We start from the raw sequence: 15,388 nt of genomic DNA on the forward strand, positions 1-15,388 counted from the left end.
CGCCTGGTCGGGACCGTCTCGCGACGTCCCGACGTTTCATCACATGCTGATCAGTAGGCCGAGTTGACGTTGTCGATCGAGCCGTAGCGATGTGCCGCGTAGTTGCAGGCGGCGGTGATGTTGGCGACCGGGTCGTAGATGTTCCACGAGGTGCCGGGGACGTGATACGCCCTGAAGGTCGGGTCGATGACCTGGAGCAGACCCTTGGACGGGATGCCCTTGGCGGCGTTGGAGTCCCAGTTGTTGATGGCATTCGGGTTGCCACTCGACTCGCGCATCAGATTGCGGTGGATCCCGTGGTAGGAGCCCGGGATGCCCTGCGCGCGCATGATCTCCAGTGACTGGTTGATCCAGTTGCTGACGCTGCTGCCGGACTGGGCGGGAGTGGCCGAGGCGGCCGGAGCACCGACAAGGGAACCGGCGACGACTGCGGCTCCTGCGGCGGCCATGCCCAGTGAGATCTTCTTGGTCTGGGTCATGTGAGCGAACTTCTTGGACATCGCGGAGATCTGCATCGGAAATTACCTCTTCCGTGGGGATGCCAAGAATTGTTAAGCCGGGTTCAAGTTTCGGTCAATCACTCTCTTTACTATCGGAATACGTACAGAGAACGGGCAACGGCTTCCGAAATCGCCGCAAACGGGCCATGAAGCGGGCTCTTTGTCCTACTAAGTCGCATCGTGGTGACGTGCGCCATATTGGCCACATCACACGACGGAAGTGTTAAATCGCCCCAAAACGGACATCGTTATGTGGCCCATGGTGCGCGAAAATAAGCCCTCTATTCATCCCGTGTAATGAATGAAATGCGCGGCGCATTTGGAGCGCGGTCGGGCCATTTGAAGTGGCCTGAGGGAACCCGCGGTCCCCACCGCGCACGACCGGCATCACGCTGCGGACAGACGGATCTTTGTGGTTCCGAATGCGGATGCGTGCAGCCGTGGGCGGCGGTCGGCCGCGGTGCGGCGACGGCGGCGGACGCTGCGGCTCGCCGGGTGCGGTGCGGGCGTGAAGTCCGCCGCGACGGAGTCACGGCGTGGCGCCGGACAAGTCGCGGCCGGGCGGGGAGGTGTGGGGGAACCGCCTCTTTCGTGGTCAACGAGGTCAAGGCGGGTGCAAACCGGTCGACCGGCCCTTGCAGCGATGAAGAACCTGACAGACCCAAGGACCGATCACTGAGGAAGAGACCCTCGACCTGTTGCGCGACCCGGCCCTGCGTGAGGGCTTCCTTTCGCGCGCATGACAGTGTCCCGCAACTGGCCGCCACTGCTGGCCAGGTGCGAGACGCAGCCTGGTTCAGGGATTGATGCTGCCGTCCTTGACCGCCGAGACGAACGACGACCAGCCGTCGGCGGAGAAGGTGAGCGCGGGGCCGTTCGGGATCTTGCTGTCGCGGATGGGGACGTCGACGTAGCCAGCGGCCGCCTCAAGACAGTCGCCCTGACCGCCACCGCTGTAGCTGGACTTGAACCACCCGGTGAGCGTGGACGAGTCCGAGACACTGAACTTACTGCTGACCATGTTCATATTCCTCTGCTGCTGCCCGCACGAGGGCCAGTGATTCCTGGTGCGACATCGCATCGCTCAAGGCAAGATCGTAGGCCGTCCGACAGGCCTTCACCAGAGCTGGATCGTCCATCAGATGCCCTGTCAAGAAGCCCTCGACGTATGCCACCGAAGCGGAGTCCTCAAAGCCCATGAGGGATGCCAAACCCTCTTGCAGTGAATGGGCCCCCGCGCTGAACGGCAGGACATGCAGCCGCAGCCGTCCGGCGTCGGCCATGTCCGCGATTTTGCGCAGTTGCTCCGCCATGACCTGTGGCCCACCGACCTGACGCCTGAGCACGGCCTCGTCCAGCATGGTCCACAGGACAGGGTTCAACGGGCCGTCGAGGATATGCGCACGCTCGGTCCGGATGACGACATCTCTGTCAAGGTCCTCCTGCCGATGGTTCGGCCGGTACGCGCGGAACAGCGCACGCGCGTAACCGTCCGTCTGGAGCAGTCCGGGCACCAGAGAGAGGGCGAATTGCTGGATCAGCGTTGCCTGCCGCTCCAACTCCGCCATTACGGCGAAGTGATCTGCGTACTTCGTCTCCAGGTCCTCCAGCCATCGGGCGAAGAACCCATCCGTCTGAAGCGCCCGGTCGACCCTCTGGGCGTCATCCGGGTTCGGCAGTCGTCGCCCCGCCTCGTAATGACTGATCAGCGTCGGCGAGCATACGACCTGATCGCCCAGGGCCTCCTGTGTCAGCCCCGCCGCTGTCCGCCGTAGCCTCAGCTCCTCCCCGTACTTCTCCCTCGGTGTACGCGCCTTCCGGTTCATCGCCATCCAGCCTCAACTCCTGTGTCTGACCAGCGGGCTGTCAAGCCCGAACCCCTGGCAGCGTAGCCACGCCCGACCCCACTCTGTGATGAGTTCGCGACAGAGCGCATCCGTTCGTGGGTAAGTCAGAGGGAGAGCACGCCGACATGAAGGATCTCGTCCGCCGGTTCACCGAGTCGCTGGTGCGGTTGTTGCGCCCAGCCCCCGTCACCGTCCATCCGTACTCATGCGTATACGTGGCCGGCCCCACCGTCCGTCGTACCGGTGAGCGTCCGCTGTATGGAGAGGACGGCCCACTGGTGCGTCCCTATCTCGTGGCGCACGAGCGGCAGGTGGCCGAGGCGCGGCGGCGATCGCGCACGTTGTGGATCGCCGTGCACGCTGTGGACACCAGGCCCAGGCCCTGGCCCCTTCGCCGAGCCGAGGTCGCCGCGTGAACGGGGAGCAGGGCGAAAGCCGCACGTTCAGGTTGCTGCCCTGGACGGCGGCGGAGGGCAAGCCGTGTTATGTCCTGGGGGACGGCACCGGCTATGTGTCACGGATGGCCGACGGTATCGAGAGCATCCAACTCGGCATGGCGGACGACCTGCTCGGCCACGCCGCCGACCTTCTGGCGGACCGGCGGGTCACAGGCGCGGAGCTCCACTTCCTCGCCAGTCGGCTGAGCGAGTCGTTGCAGGAGGTCAAGCGGGTCGCGGAGAGCCGGGGTTCGCGACTGAGCGCGAGTGGACCTGTTCCGGACAATGGCAGGCTGGGGCACCGAGAACCGGACATCGACAGCCGGTGAGTCGGCAACCCGCCTGACGACGCCAACGAGGAGAACGGATACACCGTCGCCCACGTCGACACCGGGCACGGCAGTGGTGATCTCCTCGTGGCGGTCGGCGCGCGGCTCGGTGCCCAGGTGGGCGATTTCCTGCGGACGGAGGCGTGCTGGGGGCTGTTGCGGACAGGGACGGTGGTGTAGCCCCGGGCGACTTCGAGGCACTCGCCGTCAGCGGAAGAGGTCGAGGAACCCGTTCACCCAGATCGCAACGAACGCGATTGCCAAGAGCGCGCAGCCCATGGCCGCCAAGGACTGGCGGAACGAACCCGTCTCCGGCGCGTCACCCCGCACCTCGGCGAGTGTGTCCCAGGTGACCGGATGGCCGAGGGCCTTGGCGGCGGCGGTCCGCACGGTTGCCAACTGCTCCTCGACGAAGGGTGAGTCGGCCGCCGATTCCGGGCCTTGCCAGGCCAGGGCGCGCATCCGGCGCACCGGGTCGCTGTACCTCTTCTCGAACGCGGCGACCTCGTCCGGGAGCCTGTCCTCTTCGAGGTACGTCCAACGGCCGGCCTCGGCAGGGTCGCCGTACATCCGGTAGACGTCGGCCAGGCGTCGGCGCAGAGTCGGGTAGTGCGGGTAGGACGAGACCAGTCCGCGCAATCGTTGGCGGGCCATGGGCACACGTCCCGCGGCGAGGTCCGCGTCCACGCGCTCCAGCGTCTCTTTCAGTGCCATGCGCACATCATCGGGCGTGCCCGCGGATATGTGTAAGTGAATTGTTTCAAGGTGCCCCGAGACCGACTGGTTGTAGCTTCTGCGCATGGCCGGAAGTGCGCTCGATGCGGCAGAGGACGGTCCGAAGACGTGGGCGCACATGCGCAGGGGGAGGTCGGTGTGGTGCTGGGGTTGCTGGGTTTCTACGACGAGTTCAATGACGCGGGGGTGCGGCCGAACGGCCGGCTGCGTGACGCCGTGCGTCCTGCCGGCGAGGCCGACGAGGGCGAGATCGTGGCCTACTTGGATGCCGGTCATGTGCTGCTGGACGTGATGGAAGCCGGGCGGGACGTCCTCACCGGGCTTCCGCACCGCTATTCCGCAGGGTGCTCGTCGCTGGTCACGGACGGGTCCTGGCTGTGGCGGCAGGACTTCCCGCATTACCTCGCGACGCATCACGTTGTCCTGCCCGAAACGTTCCTGGCCCACGTCCGCGACTCCGATTACCGCATGCCCGCACTGGTGTGCGCCGACTTCGCGCCGCACTATGACGAGACCATGCCGGTCGTCGGCTGGTCATCCGCGACTCCATGGCCGTTGACGAAGGACGTCATCCAGCCCGAGTCCCGCCGTGTGTGAGCGCGGCGGCAGCCCCGGTGATCACTGCCCCTGTCAGCAGGGGCAGTGATCACCCGGCGCCGGACCGCCACGAGCTGCACCGTCGCCTTCTTCCGCCGGTACCTCATGGGCGACACGTCGGCGGAGGCACTCCTGACCGGCCGGGAGAAGCCGCCCGACGTGCCCGACGTGCCGGACGTGGTGAAGGTGGAGTACGTGAAGCCGCACTGAAACGACGTCTTAAGCGGCGGTCCGGCCGGTCGCGGCGTGAGCGGGCGAGGAGGCGTGATGCGAACCAGCGACGAGATCTATCACCGGGTCCGCTGGGACCCGCGGTTCGACCCGGCCCGGTTCGTGCTGGGGGTCAGCCAGCGCGGGGATGCCTGCAAACGCATCCCGCTGTCTTCGTTCGTGCCCGGGGGCGACATCCCGTGGCACCGGGTGGTGTTCATCGAGGCGGACGGCGAGGTGGTCTGGGACCGGGCCACGGGCGTGGACCGCATCGATGCGTCGGGCGCCGGCCGGGTGCGGGACCCGCAAGCGGACCTGAGCTTCGATACGAGCTCCGGCAGGGGCGATCCCGTCGGCGTCCTCGACGTGCCCCCGACGGCCCGCACAGCGGTGGCCTGGATCCCGCCTGCGGAGCTGTGGCCGCCGATCCAGGACATCCGCCGGGATTACGATCCGCAGATCCACCGATGGCCGCCGCACGTCAATGTGCTCTTCGGCTTCGTGCCGGAGTCCGACTTCGAGCGGGCCGCCCCGCTGCTCGCCGCGGCGACGGCCGAGACGCCGGTCTTCACCGCCCGGCTGGACGGGGTGCGCACCTTCCGGCACAGGGCGTACTTCACCGTGTGGCTCGACCCGACGGCAGCCGGCCAGGCGCCGTGGGCCCAGGTGCACCACCTGCTGCAGCAGCGGTTCCCGCGCTGCAGTGGGCCCGCCAAGAACTTCACCCCACATCTGTCCCTGGGCCGGACCCGGGATCCGCGGCGAGTCACCGCCGACTGTGCCACCCGGCTCGACACCATGACGGCGACAGTCTGGGAACTCGTCCTGCTCTCACGCAGGGGCGACGGGCCGATGCGGCCACGGGCCACGGTCGCCCTGCGAACGGGCGAGGTCCGCCGGCTGCCCGCGCCCGGCCTCGGAGCGCCGGGCCCGGAGGACACGGCGTGGCTCTCCGGGATCACCGACAGATGAGGCCATGGCCGGCTGGGGCAAAGCGCCGCCGGACAGTCGAGCCAGGCGGCGCGCCGCGACTCCGGGCTGAACCGGGCCGGCAGGCGGATGTCCGTCACCAGCTCCCGGACCCGTGGCACGGCTGCCTCGATAGGGACAACACTGTGCACGTTCGGACCATCTGCGTATTCCAAGGCGGCCTCCGCACGCGGGAGTTGCTGATCACTCTGATCCTGGACCACGGGCGCGAAAGGCCCTGGCCCGGCTGTGTTCCCGGCGGTCCGCACAGCGCTGCTCAGGCGCCGTCACCACAGGAAACGGGCGCCCCCGAGGCCGGGAATGCGTTGTCGGTGGGAACCGATACCGTCGGAACATGTCCAACATGGCCGTCCTCGAAGGGGTCCTGGAGCGGATCACCTACGCCAACGAGGAGAACGGGTACACCGTCGCCCGCGTCGACACCGGTCGGGGCGCAGGTGATCTGCTCACCGTGGTCGGCTCGCTGCTCGGTGCCCAGGTCGGCGAGTCCCTGCGGATGGAGGGGCGCTGGAGCTCGCACTCCCAGTACGGCAAGCAGTTCACGGTGGAGAACTACACGACCGTGCTGCCCGCCACCATCCAGGGCATCCGCCGCTATCTCGGCTCCGGCCTGATCAAGGGCATCGGCCCGGTGATGGCGGACCGGATCACCACCCACTTCGGCGTCGACACCCTCGACGTCATCGAGCAGGAGCCGAAGCGGCTCGTCGAGGTCCCCGGGCTCGGGCCGAAGCGGACGAAGATGATCGCCGCCGCCTGGGAGGAACAGAAGGCGATCAAGGAGGTCATGGTCTTCCTCCAGGGGGTCGGCGTCTCCACCTCCATCGCCGTCCGTATCTACAAGAAGTACGAGGACGCGTCGATCTCCGTCGTCAAGAACCAGCCCTACCGGCTGGCCGCCGACGTCTGGGGCATCGGCTTCCTCACCGCCGACAAGATCGCCCAGGCCGTCGGCATTCCGCACGACAGCCCCGAGCGCGTGAAGGCCGGGCTGCAGTACGCGCTGTCGCAATCCACCGACCAGGGCCACTGCTTCCTCCCCGAGGAGCGGCTGATCGCCGACGGGGTGAAGCTGCTCCAGGTCGATACGGGGCTGGTCATCGAGTGCCTCGCCGAACTGGCCGAGGATCCGGAGGGTGTTGTACGGGAGAAGGTGCCCTCGCCCGAGGGCGGCGAGCCGATCACCGCCATCTACCTCGTGCCGTTCCACCGCGCCGAAGTCGCCCTCGCGGCCCAGGTGCAGCGGCTGCTGCGGACGCCCGAGGACCGGTTGCCTGCCTTCGTGGACGTCGACTGGGACAAGGCGCTGACCTGGCTCGCGGGCCGTACGGGGGCGAAGCTGGCCCCCGAGCAGGAGGCCGCGGTCCGGCTCGCGCTCAGCCGCAAGGTCGCCGTCCTGACCGGTGGGCCCGGCTGCGGGAAGTCGTTCACCGTCCGGTCCATCGTCGAGCTGGCCCGCGCCAAGAAGGCCAAGGTGGTGCTGGCCGCGCCCACCGGGCGGGCGGCCAAGCGGCTCTCCGAGCTGACCGGGGCCGAGGCGTCCACCGTGCACCGGCTGCTCGAACTGAAACCGGGGGGCGATGCCGCGTACGACCGGGACCGGCCGCTGGACGCCGATCTGGTCGTCGTCGACGAGGCGTCGATGCTGGATCTGCTGCTCGCCAACAAACTGCTGAAGGCCGTGGCACCCGGTGCCCATCTGCTGCTCGTGGGAGATGTCGACCAGTTGCCGTCGGTCGGCGCGGGGGAGGTGCTGCGCGATCTGCTCGCCGACGGCAGCCCCGTTCCGGCGGTCCGGCTGACCACGATCTTCCGCCAGGCCCAGCAGTCCGGAGTCGTCACCAACGCGCACCGGATCAACTCCGGAGTACCGCCCCTCACTCAGGGCCTCAACGACTTCTTCCTCTTCGTGGAGGACGAGACACAGGACGCGGGCGTGCTCGCGGTGGACGTCGCCGCCCGCCGCATTCCGGCCAAATTCGGGCTGGACGCGCGGCGTGACGTACAGGTCCTCGCCCCGATGCACCGTGGCCCGGCCGGGGCGGGCACGCTCAACGGGCTGCTCCAGCAGGCCATCACCCCGGGCCGCCCCGACCTGCCCGAGAAGCGGTTCGGCGGCCGGGTCTTCCGGGTCGGCGACAAGGTCACCCAGATCCGTAACAACTACGACAAGGGGGAGAACGGTGTCTTCAACGGCACGGTCGGCGTCGTCACCGCCCTCGACCTGGACGAACAGCGGCTGACGGTACTGACCGACGAGGACGAGGAGATCGGTTACGACTTCGACGAGCTGGACGAACTGGCCCACGCGTACGCCATGACGATCCACCGCTCCCAGGGCAGCGAGTACCCCGCCGTCGTCATCCCCGTCACCAAGAGCGCTTGGATGATGCTCCAGCGAAACCTGCTGTACACCGCCGTGACCAGGGCCAAGAAGCTCGTCGTGCTGGTCGGCTCGCGGCAGGCGATCGGCCAGGCAGTCCGCACGGTTTCCGCAGGCAGACGCTGTACGGCGCTGGATTACCGGCTGTCAGGGGGCTTGGGCGGAGGATCCCCGGAAAAAATGATCGATCAAATCGGTGGGAAACATCACGGAGGCCTTCCGGAACCTGAGTCAAGGGGGCAGGATGAGTAAGCTCGCGGCACTCAGTGCCGCGAGTAGGTCCAATGGACGACCCCGAGTGCACTCTCCTGAGCCAAATGGGGGAGGGTGGAGACAGTCAGGGAACCTCGAAGAAGAGGCACTATCTCGGTGAGGGATGACGTGAGCGAGCACACCAACAACGCTGTAGTACTGCGGTATGGCGATGGCGAGTACACCTACCCGGTGGTCGACAGCACCGTCGGCGACAAGGGCTTCGACATCGGGAAGCTCCGGGCCAATACCGGCCTGGTCACGCTGGACAGCGGATACGGCAACACCGCAGCGTATAAATCCGCCATCACCTACCTCGACGGTGAGCAGGGCATCCTGCGCTACCGCGGCTACCCGATCGAGCAGCTCGCCGAGCGCTCGACGTTCCTCGAGGTCGCGTACACGCTCATCAACGGTGAGCTTCCCAAGGTCGACGAGCTGTCGACCTTCAAGAACGAGATCACCCAGCACACGCTGCTGCACGAGGACGTCAAGCGGTTCTTCGACGGCTTCCCGCGCGACGCCCACCCGATGGCCATGCTGTCCTCGGTCGTCAGCGCGCTGTCCACGTTCTACCAGGACAGCCACAACCCGTTCGACGAGGAGCAGCGCCACCTCTCGACGATCCGTCTGCTGGCCAAGCTGCCGACGATCGCCGCGTACGCGTACAAGAAGTCGATCGGCCACCCCTTCGTCTACCCGCGCAACGACCTCGGGTACGTCGAGAACTTCCTGCGCATGACCTTCTCGGTCCCCGCCCAGGAGTACGACCTGGACCCGGTCGTCGTCTCCGCGCTCGACAAGCTGCTCATCCTGCACGCGGACCACGAGCAGAACTGTTCGACCTCCACCGTGCGTCTGGTCGGCTCCTCGCAGGCGAACATGTTCGCCTCGATCTCCGCCGGTATCTCGGCGCTGTGGGGCCCGCTGCACGGTGGCGCCAACCAGTCGGTGCTGGAGATGCTCGAAGGCATCCAGGCCAACGGCGGCGATGTCGACTCCTTCATCCGCAAGGTGAAGAACAAGGAGGACGGCGTCCGGCTGATGGGCTTCGGCCACCGCGTCTACAAGTCCTTCGACCCGCGCGCCAAGATCATCAAGGCTGCGGCCCACGACGTGCTGTCCGCGCTCGGCAAGTCCGACGAGCTGCTCGACATCGCGCTGAAGCTGGAGGAGCACGCGCTCTCCGACGAGTACTTCGTCTCGCGCAACCTCTACCCCAACGTGGACTTCTACACGGGCCTGATCTACCGGGCCATGGGCTTCCCGACCGAGATGTTCACCGTGCTCTTCGCGCTCGGCCGGCTCCCCGGCTGGATCGCCCAGTGGCACGAGATGATCAAGGAGCCGGGTTCCCGCATCGGCCGCCCGCGCCAGATCTACACCGGCGAGGTCCTGCGTGACTTCGTCCCGGTCGAGGGCCGCTGAGCCTCGTACCGACCCCTGCACCACCCCGGCCGCCGAGGCCGGTCGTCTTCGCCCCGAGTACCGCGCTTTCGCACAGAGCGCGGTGTCCGGGGCGATTTGCGTGACCGGCGCAGCCGTGCGCGGTGCCGCCCGCCGGGAGGGCAGCAAGAAGCGCCCCGCCATCGATCCCCCCACGGGCCGACAGCGAGGCGCTTCCCATATCCCGGAGCGGATTCCCCCCACGGGATCCGGCCGGGCGTCTGCGGGAGCCGAAGCTCCTGGGCGCTCCTCACCTACTGCGAGCTGCGCTCTTCACTTGTACTTCCAGTGCGGTCCGCCGGGGTACGTACGCACGGGAGGGCCGCTCAAAGCTCCCCGGTGCACGTGCCCCGGCCAACGCTTGCCCGAAGCATCCCCCAAGACGCTTCGATGGACGTCCCCCAAGACATCCTTGGCATCGCACTCTTAGACTCGCGAACCCACCGGATGGTTACCCTGAAACCGGTGTGATCTAAATCTCTTTGTGGAAGTTACGTGAAGGCGCGCAACCGCAGGCTGTTCGTCACGACGAAGACCGATGAGAACGCCATCGCCGCTCCCGCAATCATAGGGTTGAGCAGGCCAAATGCCGCAAGGGGTAGGGCGGCTACGTTATAGCCGAATGCCCAGAAGAGATTGCCCTTGATGGTCGCCAGGGTGCGCCGGGAGAGCCGGATCGCATCGGCCGCCACCTTGAGATCTCCACGAACGAGGGTCAGATCGCTCGCCTCGATCGCGGCGTCCGTACCGGTCCCCATCGCCAGGCCGAGATCGGCGGTGGCGAGAGCGGCCGCGTCGTTGACCCCGTCACCGACCATGGCTACGGAGTGCCCCTGGGCCCGGAGCCGCTCGATGACGTGGACCTTCTCCTCGGGCAGGACCTCGGCATGGACCTCGTCGATTCCGACGGCGCGGGCCACGGCGTCCGCCACGGCCCGGTTGTCGCCGGTCAGCAGAACGGGGCGGAGGCCGAGTGCGCGCAGCTCGGCGACGGCTGCCGCGCTGGACTCCTTGACCGCGTCGGCGACGGCGAGGACGCCGCGTGCCTGCCCGTCCCAGGCGACCACGATCGCGGTACGGCCCTGAGCCGCCGCGTCCGCCACGGCACAGGACAGGGTGTCGGGGATGACGATGCCCGCGTCGGCGAGCAGTTGCGGGCGGCCGACCAGTACCTGGTGTCCGTCGACCGTGCCGCGTACGCCGAGGCCCGCGACGTTGGCGAAGTCCTCGGGGGTGGGGAGGGGGCCGCCGATGCGTTCCGTGGCTCCGGCGGCGACGGCCTGGGCGATGGGGTGCTCGGAGGAGTGCTCCAGCGCGCCGGCCAGCCGCAGGAGCCGGGTCTCGTCGGTGCCGGGTGCGGGGTGGATGTCCTGGAGGGCCATCCGGCCGGTGGTGACCGTGCCGGTCTTGTCGAGGACGATCGTGTCGATGCGGTGTGTGGTCTCCAGGACCTCGGGGCCCTTGATCAGGATGCCGAGCTGGGCGCCGCGTCCCGTACCGACCATGAGGGCGGTGGGAGTGGCGAGGCCCAGGGCGCAGGGGCAGGCGATGATCAGTACGGCGACGGCGGCGGTGAACGCGGCGGTCACGTCGTCCGTGAGGAGCAGCCACGCGATCAGGGTGGCCACTGCGAGCACCAGCACCACGGGGACGAAGACCGCGGAGATCCGGTCGGCGAGGCGCTGCACCTCGGCCTTGCCGTTCTGGGCGTCCTCGACGAGCTTCGCCATCCGGGCCAGTTGGGTGTCGGCGCCGATGCGGGTGGCTTCGACGACGAGCCGGCCGGAGGCGTTCACGGTGGCCCCGGTGACCCGGTCGCCGACGCCCACGTCGACCGGGACGGACTCGCCGGTGAGCATGGACGCGTCCACGGCGGACGCGCCCTCGACGACGGTGCCGTCGGTGGCGATCTTCTCGCCGGGGCGGACGACGAAACGGTCGCCGACGGTGAGCCGGCCGACGGGGACACGTACCTCGGTGCCGCCCCGGAGGACGGAGACGTCCTTCGCGCCCAGGTGCATCAGCGCGCGCAGGGCGGAACCGGCCTTCCGCTTGGACTTCGCCTCCAGATAGCGGCCCAGCAGGATGAAGGTGACGACGCCGGCCGCGACCTCCAGATAGATGGTGGACGAGCCTTCCCCGAGCTCTCGGCTCCGTTCGAGCAGGGGAGACCCCATTGCGTGCGAGACCGTGAAGTCGAAGCCGTGCCGCATCCCGGTCATGCCTGCGTCACCGAGGAACAGCGCCCACAGGGACCAGCCGAAGGCGGCGAGGGTGCCGACCGAGACCAGGGTGTCCATGGTGGCCGCGCCGTGCCGGAGATTGGTCCAGGTGGCACGGTGGAAGGGCAGTCCGCCCCAGACGACGACGGGGGCGGCGAGGGTCAGGGAGAGCCACTGCCAGTTGTCGAACTGGAGGGCAGGGACCATCGCGAGCACGACGACGGGGGCGGCGAGGACGGCCGAGATGATCAGACGCTGACGCAGTGATGCGAGGGCGCCGGCGGCCTTCCGCTCGGCGATGTCGTCGGCGCCGGTCTCGGAGCCGGCCTCGGTGCCGGTCCGGCTCTCGGTGGCTCGTCCGGTGCGGACTCGGGTGCTGTCCGGGCCGCCGCCGTCAAGGGCTCCTGTGACGGTGCTTGCGGGCGTGACCGGTGCGGCGGCCCGTGCCGGAGCGGGCGGGGTCGGTTCGGGGCGGCGTACCGGCTGCGCCGTATAGCCGGTCTTCTCGACCGTGGCGATCAGATCCGCGAGGTCGGTCCCTGAGCCGAAGGAGACACGGGCCTTCTCGGTCGCGTAGTTGACGGTGGCGGTGACGCCGTCCATCCGGTTGAGCTTCTTCTCGACGCGGGCCGCGCAGGAGGCGCAGGTCATCCCGCCGATCGTGAGTTCGGCCCGCGAACTCTCCGCTGATGGGGGCGCGGCCTCTGTTGCGCTGTGCATGTCCGAACTCCTGAAACGCCGACCGGGCCGTACCCCACCAGTATCTGCTGGTCGGTCCGGCCCGGCGGCAAAAGGGGGTGGTGCGGGTGTACGCGGCGTACCGGGTTCGCCCCGAGCGTGTTCAGGCCCGGCCGACGAGCTCGTAGCCGGCCTCGTCGACCGCGGCGCGCACGGCGTCCTCGGCCAGCGGGGCCCGGGAGACGACGGTCACCTGGCCGGTGGAGGCGACGGCCTTGACCGAGGTGACACCCTCGATGCCGGAGATCTCCTCGGAGACGGCGCCTTCACAGTGCCCGCAGGTCATGCCGGTCACCTGGTAGACGGTGGTCACCCCGCCCGCCGGGGCGCCGGAGTCCGCACCGTCGTGGCAGGAGCCGCTGGGCGAGCAGCAGGATCCGGTGGCCTGGGGGAGCTGGGTCTCGGTGGTCATGGTGTTCTCCTCATCGACGAGCGCAAGGGTGTGATGTCGGGAACCCCGGGAGACCCGGTGTGCCCCGACACTCATCACACTATACCCCTAGGGGGTATGAATGCGAGTGAGGCGTGGCCCGCGCTCTCGACGGCGGCGAATCCGAATCCGACCGTATTTGTCCGAATCGTATGGCGTGTGGAGCTGTCGGGCATGTGGGGAGTGGGCATTCGGGGGAGCCGGGAGGTGCGGCATCGCGGACCGGCCGGCGAAGCCCCGTACGGCGGCAGGTGGGAGCCGTTCCCCGCACGGGGCCGGAGGTGTCAGTCCCTGCGTCCTCGGTTGCCGGGTCTTGAGGCGACCCAGGCGCGGATGGTGTCCGCGTACCAATAGGGCTTGCCGCTCTCCACATGGTCGGGTGACGGGAGGTGGCCGTGTTTGCGGTAGGAGCGGACGGTGTCCGGCTGCACCCGGATGTGCGCGGCAATGTCCTTGTAGGACCAGAGTTTTCTGTCCGTCATGTATGACACCTCTCTGCGCCGCAGCGCAGCCGGGCAGGCCGTCGGGGGGAGCTGCGGGCGGACGCTGACGATCACTCGGCCTGCGCCCGGTGCAACGACAGGGGGAGAGCTCCGGGGAGGGGCTGTCGAGCGCCTGTGACGGAAGACCCGCGTAACGGAGACATGTGTGACGAGGATGTGATCTCTGTTACAGAACGCATGCATGCCCAACGGGGCTGTGGGAGAGGAGTCCGGCGTGCCGGCTTACGCCGGTGGGTAGGGGAGAGGGCTCGTGCGGGTCGGTCCCGCGTGCCAGAGCGCCGACCAGGTGACCGGGGTGACGAGGCCGTCCGGCACGAGCGGTGGGTTGTCCGCCTGGAAGCGCTGTACGGCGAGGAGGGTCTGCGGTCCGAACGTTCCGTCGAGCGCCGACCACGGCAGATAGTGGCGGTTGGCCAGCATGCACTGCACCTGGGAGACCCGATCGCCCCGCTCGCCGTACATGGTGAGCCCGTCGCCGTCGTAGAAGGCGCAGACCGGGCTGGAGCCGGGCGGTGGCGGCGGGTTGTACTCGTCGGCCGAGGCGCCCGGGGCGGCGGCGAGGGCGACGGCCAGGGCGACGACGGTCAGGGCCGAGGCACCGGCCGTCCTGCGGGACGACAACATCTTCCGGATCATGGCGAGTTGCTCCTGGTGCGGTGGTGGTGCGTGCGGTGGTGGGGCGCGGCCGGGGCCGCGCACCGGCTTCTCGTCGAGGACAACACCACGTACCGCCGCTACGTCACTTCCCGGGGCGGCTCGGCGTGTCGGAGTGCCCGGTGCGGGCTGCCGCAGGAGCGGAGGAAGTCCCGGGTGCGGCGGGCGATGGGGAAGGGCTTGTCGGGCGGGCAGGGATACATGTCCTGCTCGACGATGGCGAAGAGATCGACGTCCAGCTTGCGGGCGGCCGCGAGTACGGGCTCCAGCGCGGGCACCCCGCCCGGCGGTTCGCACATCACTCCGCGCGCCACGGCGGGGCCGAACGGCACTTCGTCCGCCACGACTTCGGCCAGGACCTCCGGGTCGACCTGCTTGAGGTGCAGATAGCCGATCCGTTCGCCGTAGGTCTCGATCAGCTTGACGCTGTCGCCGCCGCAGTAGGCGTAGTGGCCGGTGTCGAGGCAGAGCGAGACCAGTTCGGGATCGGTGGCGTCGAGGAAGCGGCTGACGTTCTCCTCGCTGTCGATATGGGTGTCGGCATGCGGATGGACGACGATGCGCAGCCCGAAACGGTCCTGCACCTCGCGGCCCAGCCGTTCCGTCTGGGTGGTGAGGCTGCGCCACTGCTCCGCGGTGAGGCTGCGGTCCTCCAGGATCTCGCCCGTCCTGTCGTCGCGCCAGAACGACGGGATGACCACGAGATGCCCGGCGCCCATCGCCCGGGTGAGTGCCGCGATGTCGGCGACATGCGCCCAGGTCCGATCCCAGACGTCCGTTCCGTGGTGCAATCCGGTGAAAACGGTCCCGGCCGAGACCGTGAGCCCGCGGCGGCGGGTCTCGTCGGCGAGGCGGGCCGGGTCGGTCGGGAGGTAGCCGTACGGGCCGAGCTCGATCCACTCGTAACCCGCCTCGGACACCTCGTCGAGGAAGCGCTGCCAGGGCACTTGCTGCGGATCGTCGGGGAACCACACACCCCACGAGTCGGGTGCCGAACCGATACGGATACGGGCCGGAGCCACTGCGGAGGAGGTCATGCGGCCAGCCTTCCGGCCCGGACAACGCGTGTCAATCATTCGTCCTTATGTCCGGACAAAGCATTGACAGGGTTCCGG

General features: G+C 68.4%; 15 protein-coding genes and 2 pseudogenes. 8 read left to right on the plus strand and 9 right to left on the minus strand.

Features of this window, described 5'->3' with window-relative positions; all coding sequences use genetic code 11:
• Window positions 1–50: 50 nt before the first annotated feature.
• The 3 genes from IEZ15_RS03860 to IEZ15_RS03870 all read right to left on the minus strand — a co-directional run bounded on the left by IEZ15_RS03860 (window position 51) and on the right by IEZ15_RS03870 (window position 2,332).
• Window positions 51–515, minus strand: a complete 465-nt coding sequence (locus tag IEZ15_RS03860) for a transglycosylase SLT domain-containing protein (protein ID WP_229845731.1) — start codon at window positions 513–515, stop codon at window positions 51–53.
• Window positions 516–1,296: 781 nt separating this feature from the next.
• Window positions 1,297–1,521 carry a DUF397 domain-containing protein gene (locus IEZ15_RS03865; protein WP_189274253.1) on the minus strand — a complete coding sequence of 75 codons (225 nt, stop codon included), beginning with the start codon at window positions 1,519–1,521 and terminating at the stop codon, window positions 1,297–1,299.
• Complete coding sequence (locus IEZ15_RS03870) at window positions 1,508–2,332, minus strand: helix-turn-helix domain-containing protein (RefSeq protein WP_189274255.1); 825 nt, start codon at window positions 2,330–2,332, stop codon at window positions 1,508–1,510. The genes IEZ15_RS03865 and IEZ15_RS03870 overlap by 14 nt, the downstream gene beginning before the upstream one ends.
• Window positions 2,333–2,472: 140 nt before the next feature.
• Between IEZ15_RS03870 and IEZ15_RS03875 the strand changes: the two genes are divergently transcribed.
• The 3 genes and pseudogenes from IEZ15_RS03875 to IEZ15_RS47635 all read left to right on the plus strand — a co-directional run.
• A complete protein-coding gene (locus IEZ15_RS03875) occupies window positions 2,473–2,763 on the plus strand; it encodes a hypothetical protein (protein WP_189274722.1) in 291 nt (96 codons plus the stop codon).
• Window positions 2,760–3,113, plus strand: coding sequence for a hypothetical protein (locus IEZ15_RS03880; RefSeq protein WP_189274257.1), 354 nt, complete (start codon window positions 2,760–2,762; stop codon window positions 3,111–3,113). The genes IEZ15_RS03875 and IEZ15_RS03880 overlap by 4 nt, the downstream gene beginning before the upstream one ends.
• Window positions 3,114–3,134: 21 nt before the next feature.
• Window positions 3,135–3,266 (plus strand): annotated as a pseudogene (locus IEZ15_RS47635) (YrrC family ATP-dependent DNA helicase); the annotation flags it as partial.
• A 54-nt stretch (window positions 3,267–3,320) separates the two neighbouring features.
• Here the strand turns inward: IEZ15_RS47635 and IEZ15_RS03885 are convergent.
• Window positions 3,321–3,827, minus strand: coding sequence for a DUF6584 family protein (locus IEZ15_RS03885; RefSeq protein ID WP_189274259.1), 507 nt, complete (start codon window positions 3,825–3,827; stop codon window positions 3,321–3,323).
• A 129-nt stretch (window positions 3,828–3,956) separates the two neighbouring features.
• Here IEZ15_RS03885 and IEZ15_RS03890 point away from each other — a divergent pair, with 129 nt between their 5' ends.
• The 5 genes and pseudogenes from IEZ15_RS03890 to IEZ15_RS03910 all read left to right on the plus strand — a co-directional run bounded on the left by IEZ15_RS03890 (window position 3,957) and on the right by IEZ15_RS03910 (window position 9,708).
• A complete protein-coding gene (locus tag IEZ15_RS03890) occupies window positions 3,957–4,445 on the plus strand; it encodes a hypothetical protein (RefSeq protein WP_189274261.1) in 489 nt (162 codons plus the stop codon).
• Between the two features lie 45 nt (window positions 4,446–4,490).
• Window positions 4,491–4,655, plus strand: a complete 165-nt coding sequence (locus IEZ15_RS03895) for a hypothetical protein (protein WP_189274263.1) — start codon at window positions 4,491–4,493, stop codon at window positions 4,653–4,655.
• A gap of 57 nt (window positions 4,656–4,712) precedes the next feature.
• A pseudogene (locus tag IEZ15_RS03900) lies at window positions 4,713–5,561 on the plus strand (RNA repair domain-containing protein); the annotation flags it as partial.
• 418 nt (window positions 5,562–5,979) lie between these two features.
• Window positions 5,980–8,280, plus strand: coding sequence for an SF1B family DNA helicase RecD2 (gene recD2 / locus IEZ15_RS03905; RefSeq protein WP_114244595.1), 2,301 nt, complete (start codon window positions 5,980–5,982; stop codon window positions 8,278–8,280).
• 129 nt (window positions 8,281–8,409) lie between these two features.
• Complete coding sequence (locus tag IEZ15_RS03910; RefSeq protein ID WP_189274267.1) at window positions 8,410–9,708, plus strand: citrate synthase; 1,299 nt, start codon at window positions 8,410–8,412, stop codon at window positions 9,706–9,708.
• 509 nt (window positions 9,709–10,217) lie between these two features.
• Here IEZ15_RS03910 and IEZ15_RS03915 read toward each other — a convergent pair.
• From IEZ15_RS03915 to IEZ15_RS03935, 5 genes are all read right to left on the minus strand, one after another.
• Complete coding sequence (locus IEZ15_RS03915) at window positions 10,218–12,668, minus strand: heavy metal translocating P-type ATPase (protein ID WP_189274269.1); 2,451 nt, start codon at window positions 12,666–12,668, stop codon at window positions 10,218–10,220.
• 121 nt (window positions 12,669–12,789) lie between these two features.
• Window positions 12,790–13,098, minus strand: a complete 309-nt coding sequence (locus IEZ15_RS03920; protein WP_114244592.1) for a heavy-metal-associated domain-containing protein — start codon at window positions 13,096–13,098, stop codon at window positions 12,790–12,792.
• A gap of 302 nt (window positions 13,099–13,400) precedes the next feature.
• A complete protein-coding gene (locus IEZ15_RS03925; protein WP_114244591.1) occupies window positions 13,401–13,598 on the minus strand; it encodes a helix-turn-helix transcriptional regulator in 198 nt (65 codons plus the stop codon).
• A gap of 243 nt (window positions 13,599–13,841) precedes the next feature.
• The gene (locus IEZ15_RS03930; protein ID WP_189274271.1) at window positions 13,842–14,255 is read right to left on the minus strand and encodes a peptidoglycan-binding domain-containing protein; all 414 of its coding nucleotides are present in this window, start codon (window positions 14,253–14,255) and stop codon (window positions 13,842–13,844) included.
• 98 nt (window positions 14,256–14,353) lie between these two features.
• A complete protein-coding gene (locus IEZ15_RS03935; protein ID WP_189274273.1) occupies window positions 14,354–15,310 on the minus strand; it encodes a sugar phosphate isomerase/epimerase family protein in 957 nt (318 codons plus the stop codon).
• Window positions 15,311–15,388 lie beyond the last annotated feature (78 nt).

Origin of the sequence: Streptomyces atratus, assembly GCF_014648655.1 — a bacterium.
Classification (GTDB): Bacteria; Actinomycetota; Actinomycetes; order Streptomycetales; family Streptomycetaceae; genus Streptomyces; species Streptomyces atratus.

Excerpts from the sequence above, each read along its gene's own strand:
- IEZ15_RS03875 (WP_189274722.1), top strand. The coding sequence starts at position 2,473 with ATGAAGGATCTCGTCCGCCGGTTCACCGAGTCGCTGGTGCGGTTGTTG.
- IEZ15_RS03935 (WP_189274273.1), bottom strand. The coding sequence starts at position 15,310 with ATGACCTCCTCCGCAGTGGCTCCGGCCCGTATCCGTATCGGTTCGGCA.
- recD2 (WP_114244595.1), top strand. The coding sequence starts at position 5,980 with ATGTCCAACATGGCCGTCCTCGAAGGGGTCCTGGAGCGGATCACCTAC.
- IEZ15_RS03885 (WP_189274259.1), bottom strand. The coding sequence starts at position 3,827 with ATGGCACTGAAAGAGACGCTGGAGCGCGTGGACGCGGACCTCGCCGCG.
- IEZ15_RS03860 (WP_229845731.1), bottom strand. The coding sequence starts at position 515 with ATGCAGATCTCCGCGATGTCCAAGAAGTTCGCTCACATGACCCAGACC.
- IEZ15_RS03865 (WP_189274253.1), bottom strand. The coding sequence starts at position 1,521 with ATGGTCAGCAGTAAGTTCAGTGTCTCGGACTCGTCCACGCTCACCGGG.
- IEZ15_RS03870 (WP_189274255.1), bottom strand. The coding sequence starts at position 2,332 with ATGGCGATGAACCGGAAGGCGCGTACACCGAGGGAGAAGTACGGGGAG.
- IEZ15_RS03915 (WP_189274269.1), bottom strand. The coding sequence starts at position 12,668 with ATGCACAGCGCAACAGAGGCCGCGCCCCCATCAGCGGAGAGTTCGCGG.
- IEZ15_RS03930 (WP_189274271.1), bottom strand. The coding sequence starts at position 14,255 with ATGATCCGGAAGATGTTGTCGTCCCGCAGGACGGCCGGTGCCTCGGCC.
- IEZ15_RS03925 (WP_114244591.1), bottom strand. The coding sequence starts at position 13,598 with ATGACGGACAGAAAACTCTGGTCCTACAAGGACATTGCCGCGCACATC.
- IEZ15_RS03920 (WP_114244592.1), bottom strand. The coding sequence starts at position 13,098 with ATGACCACCGAGACCCAGCTCCCCCAGGCCACCGGATCCTGCTGCTCG.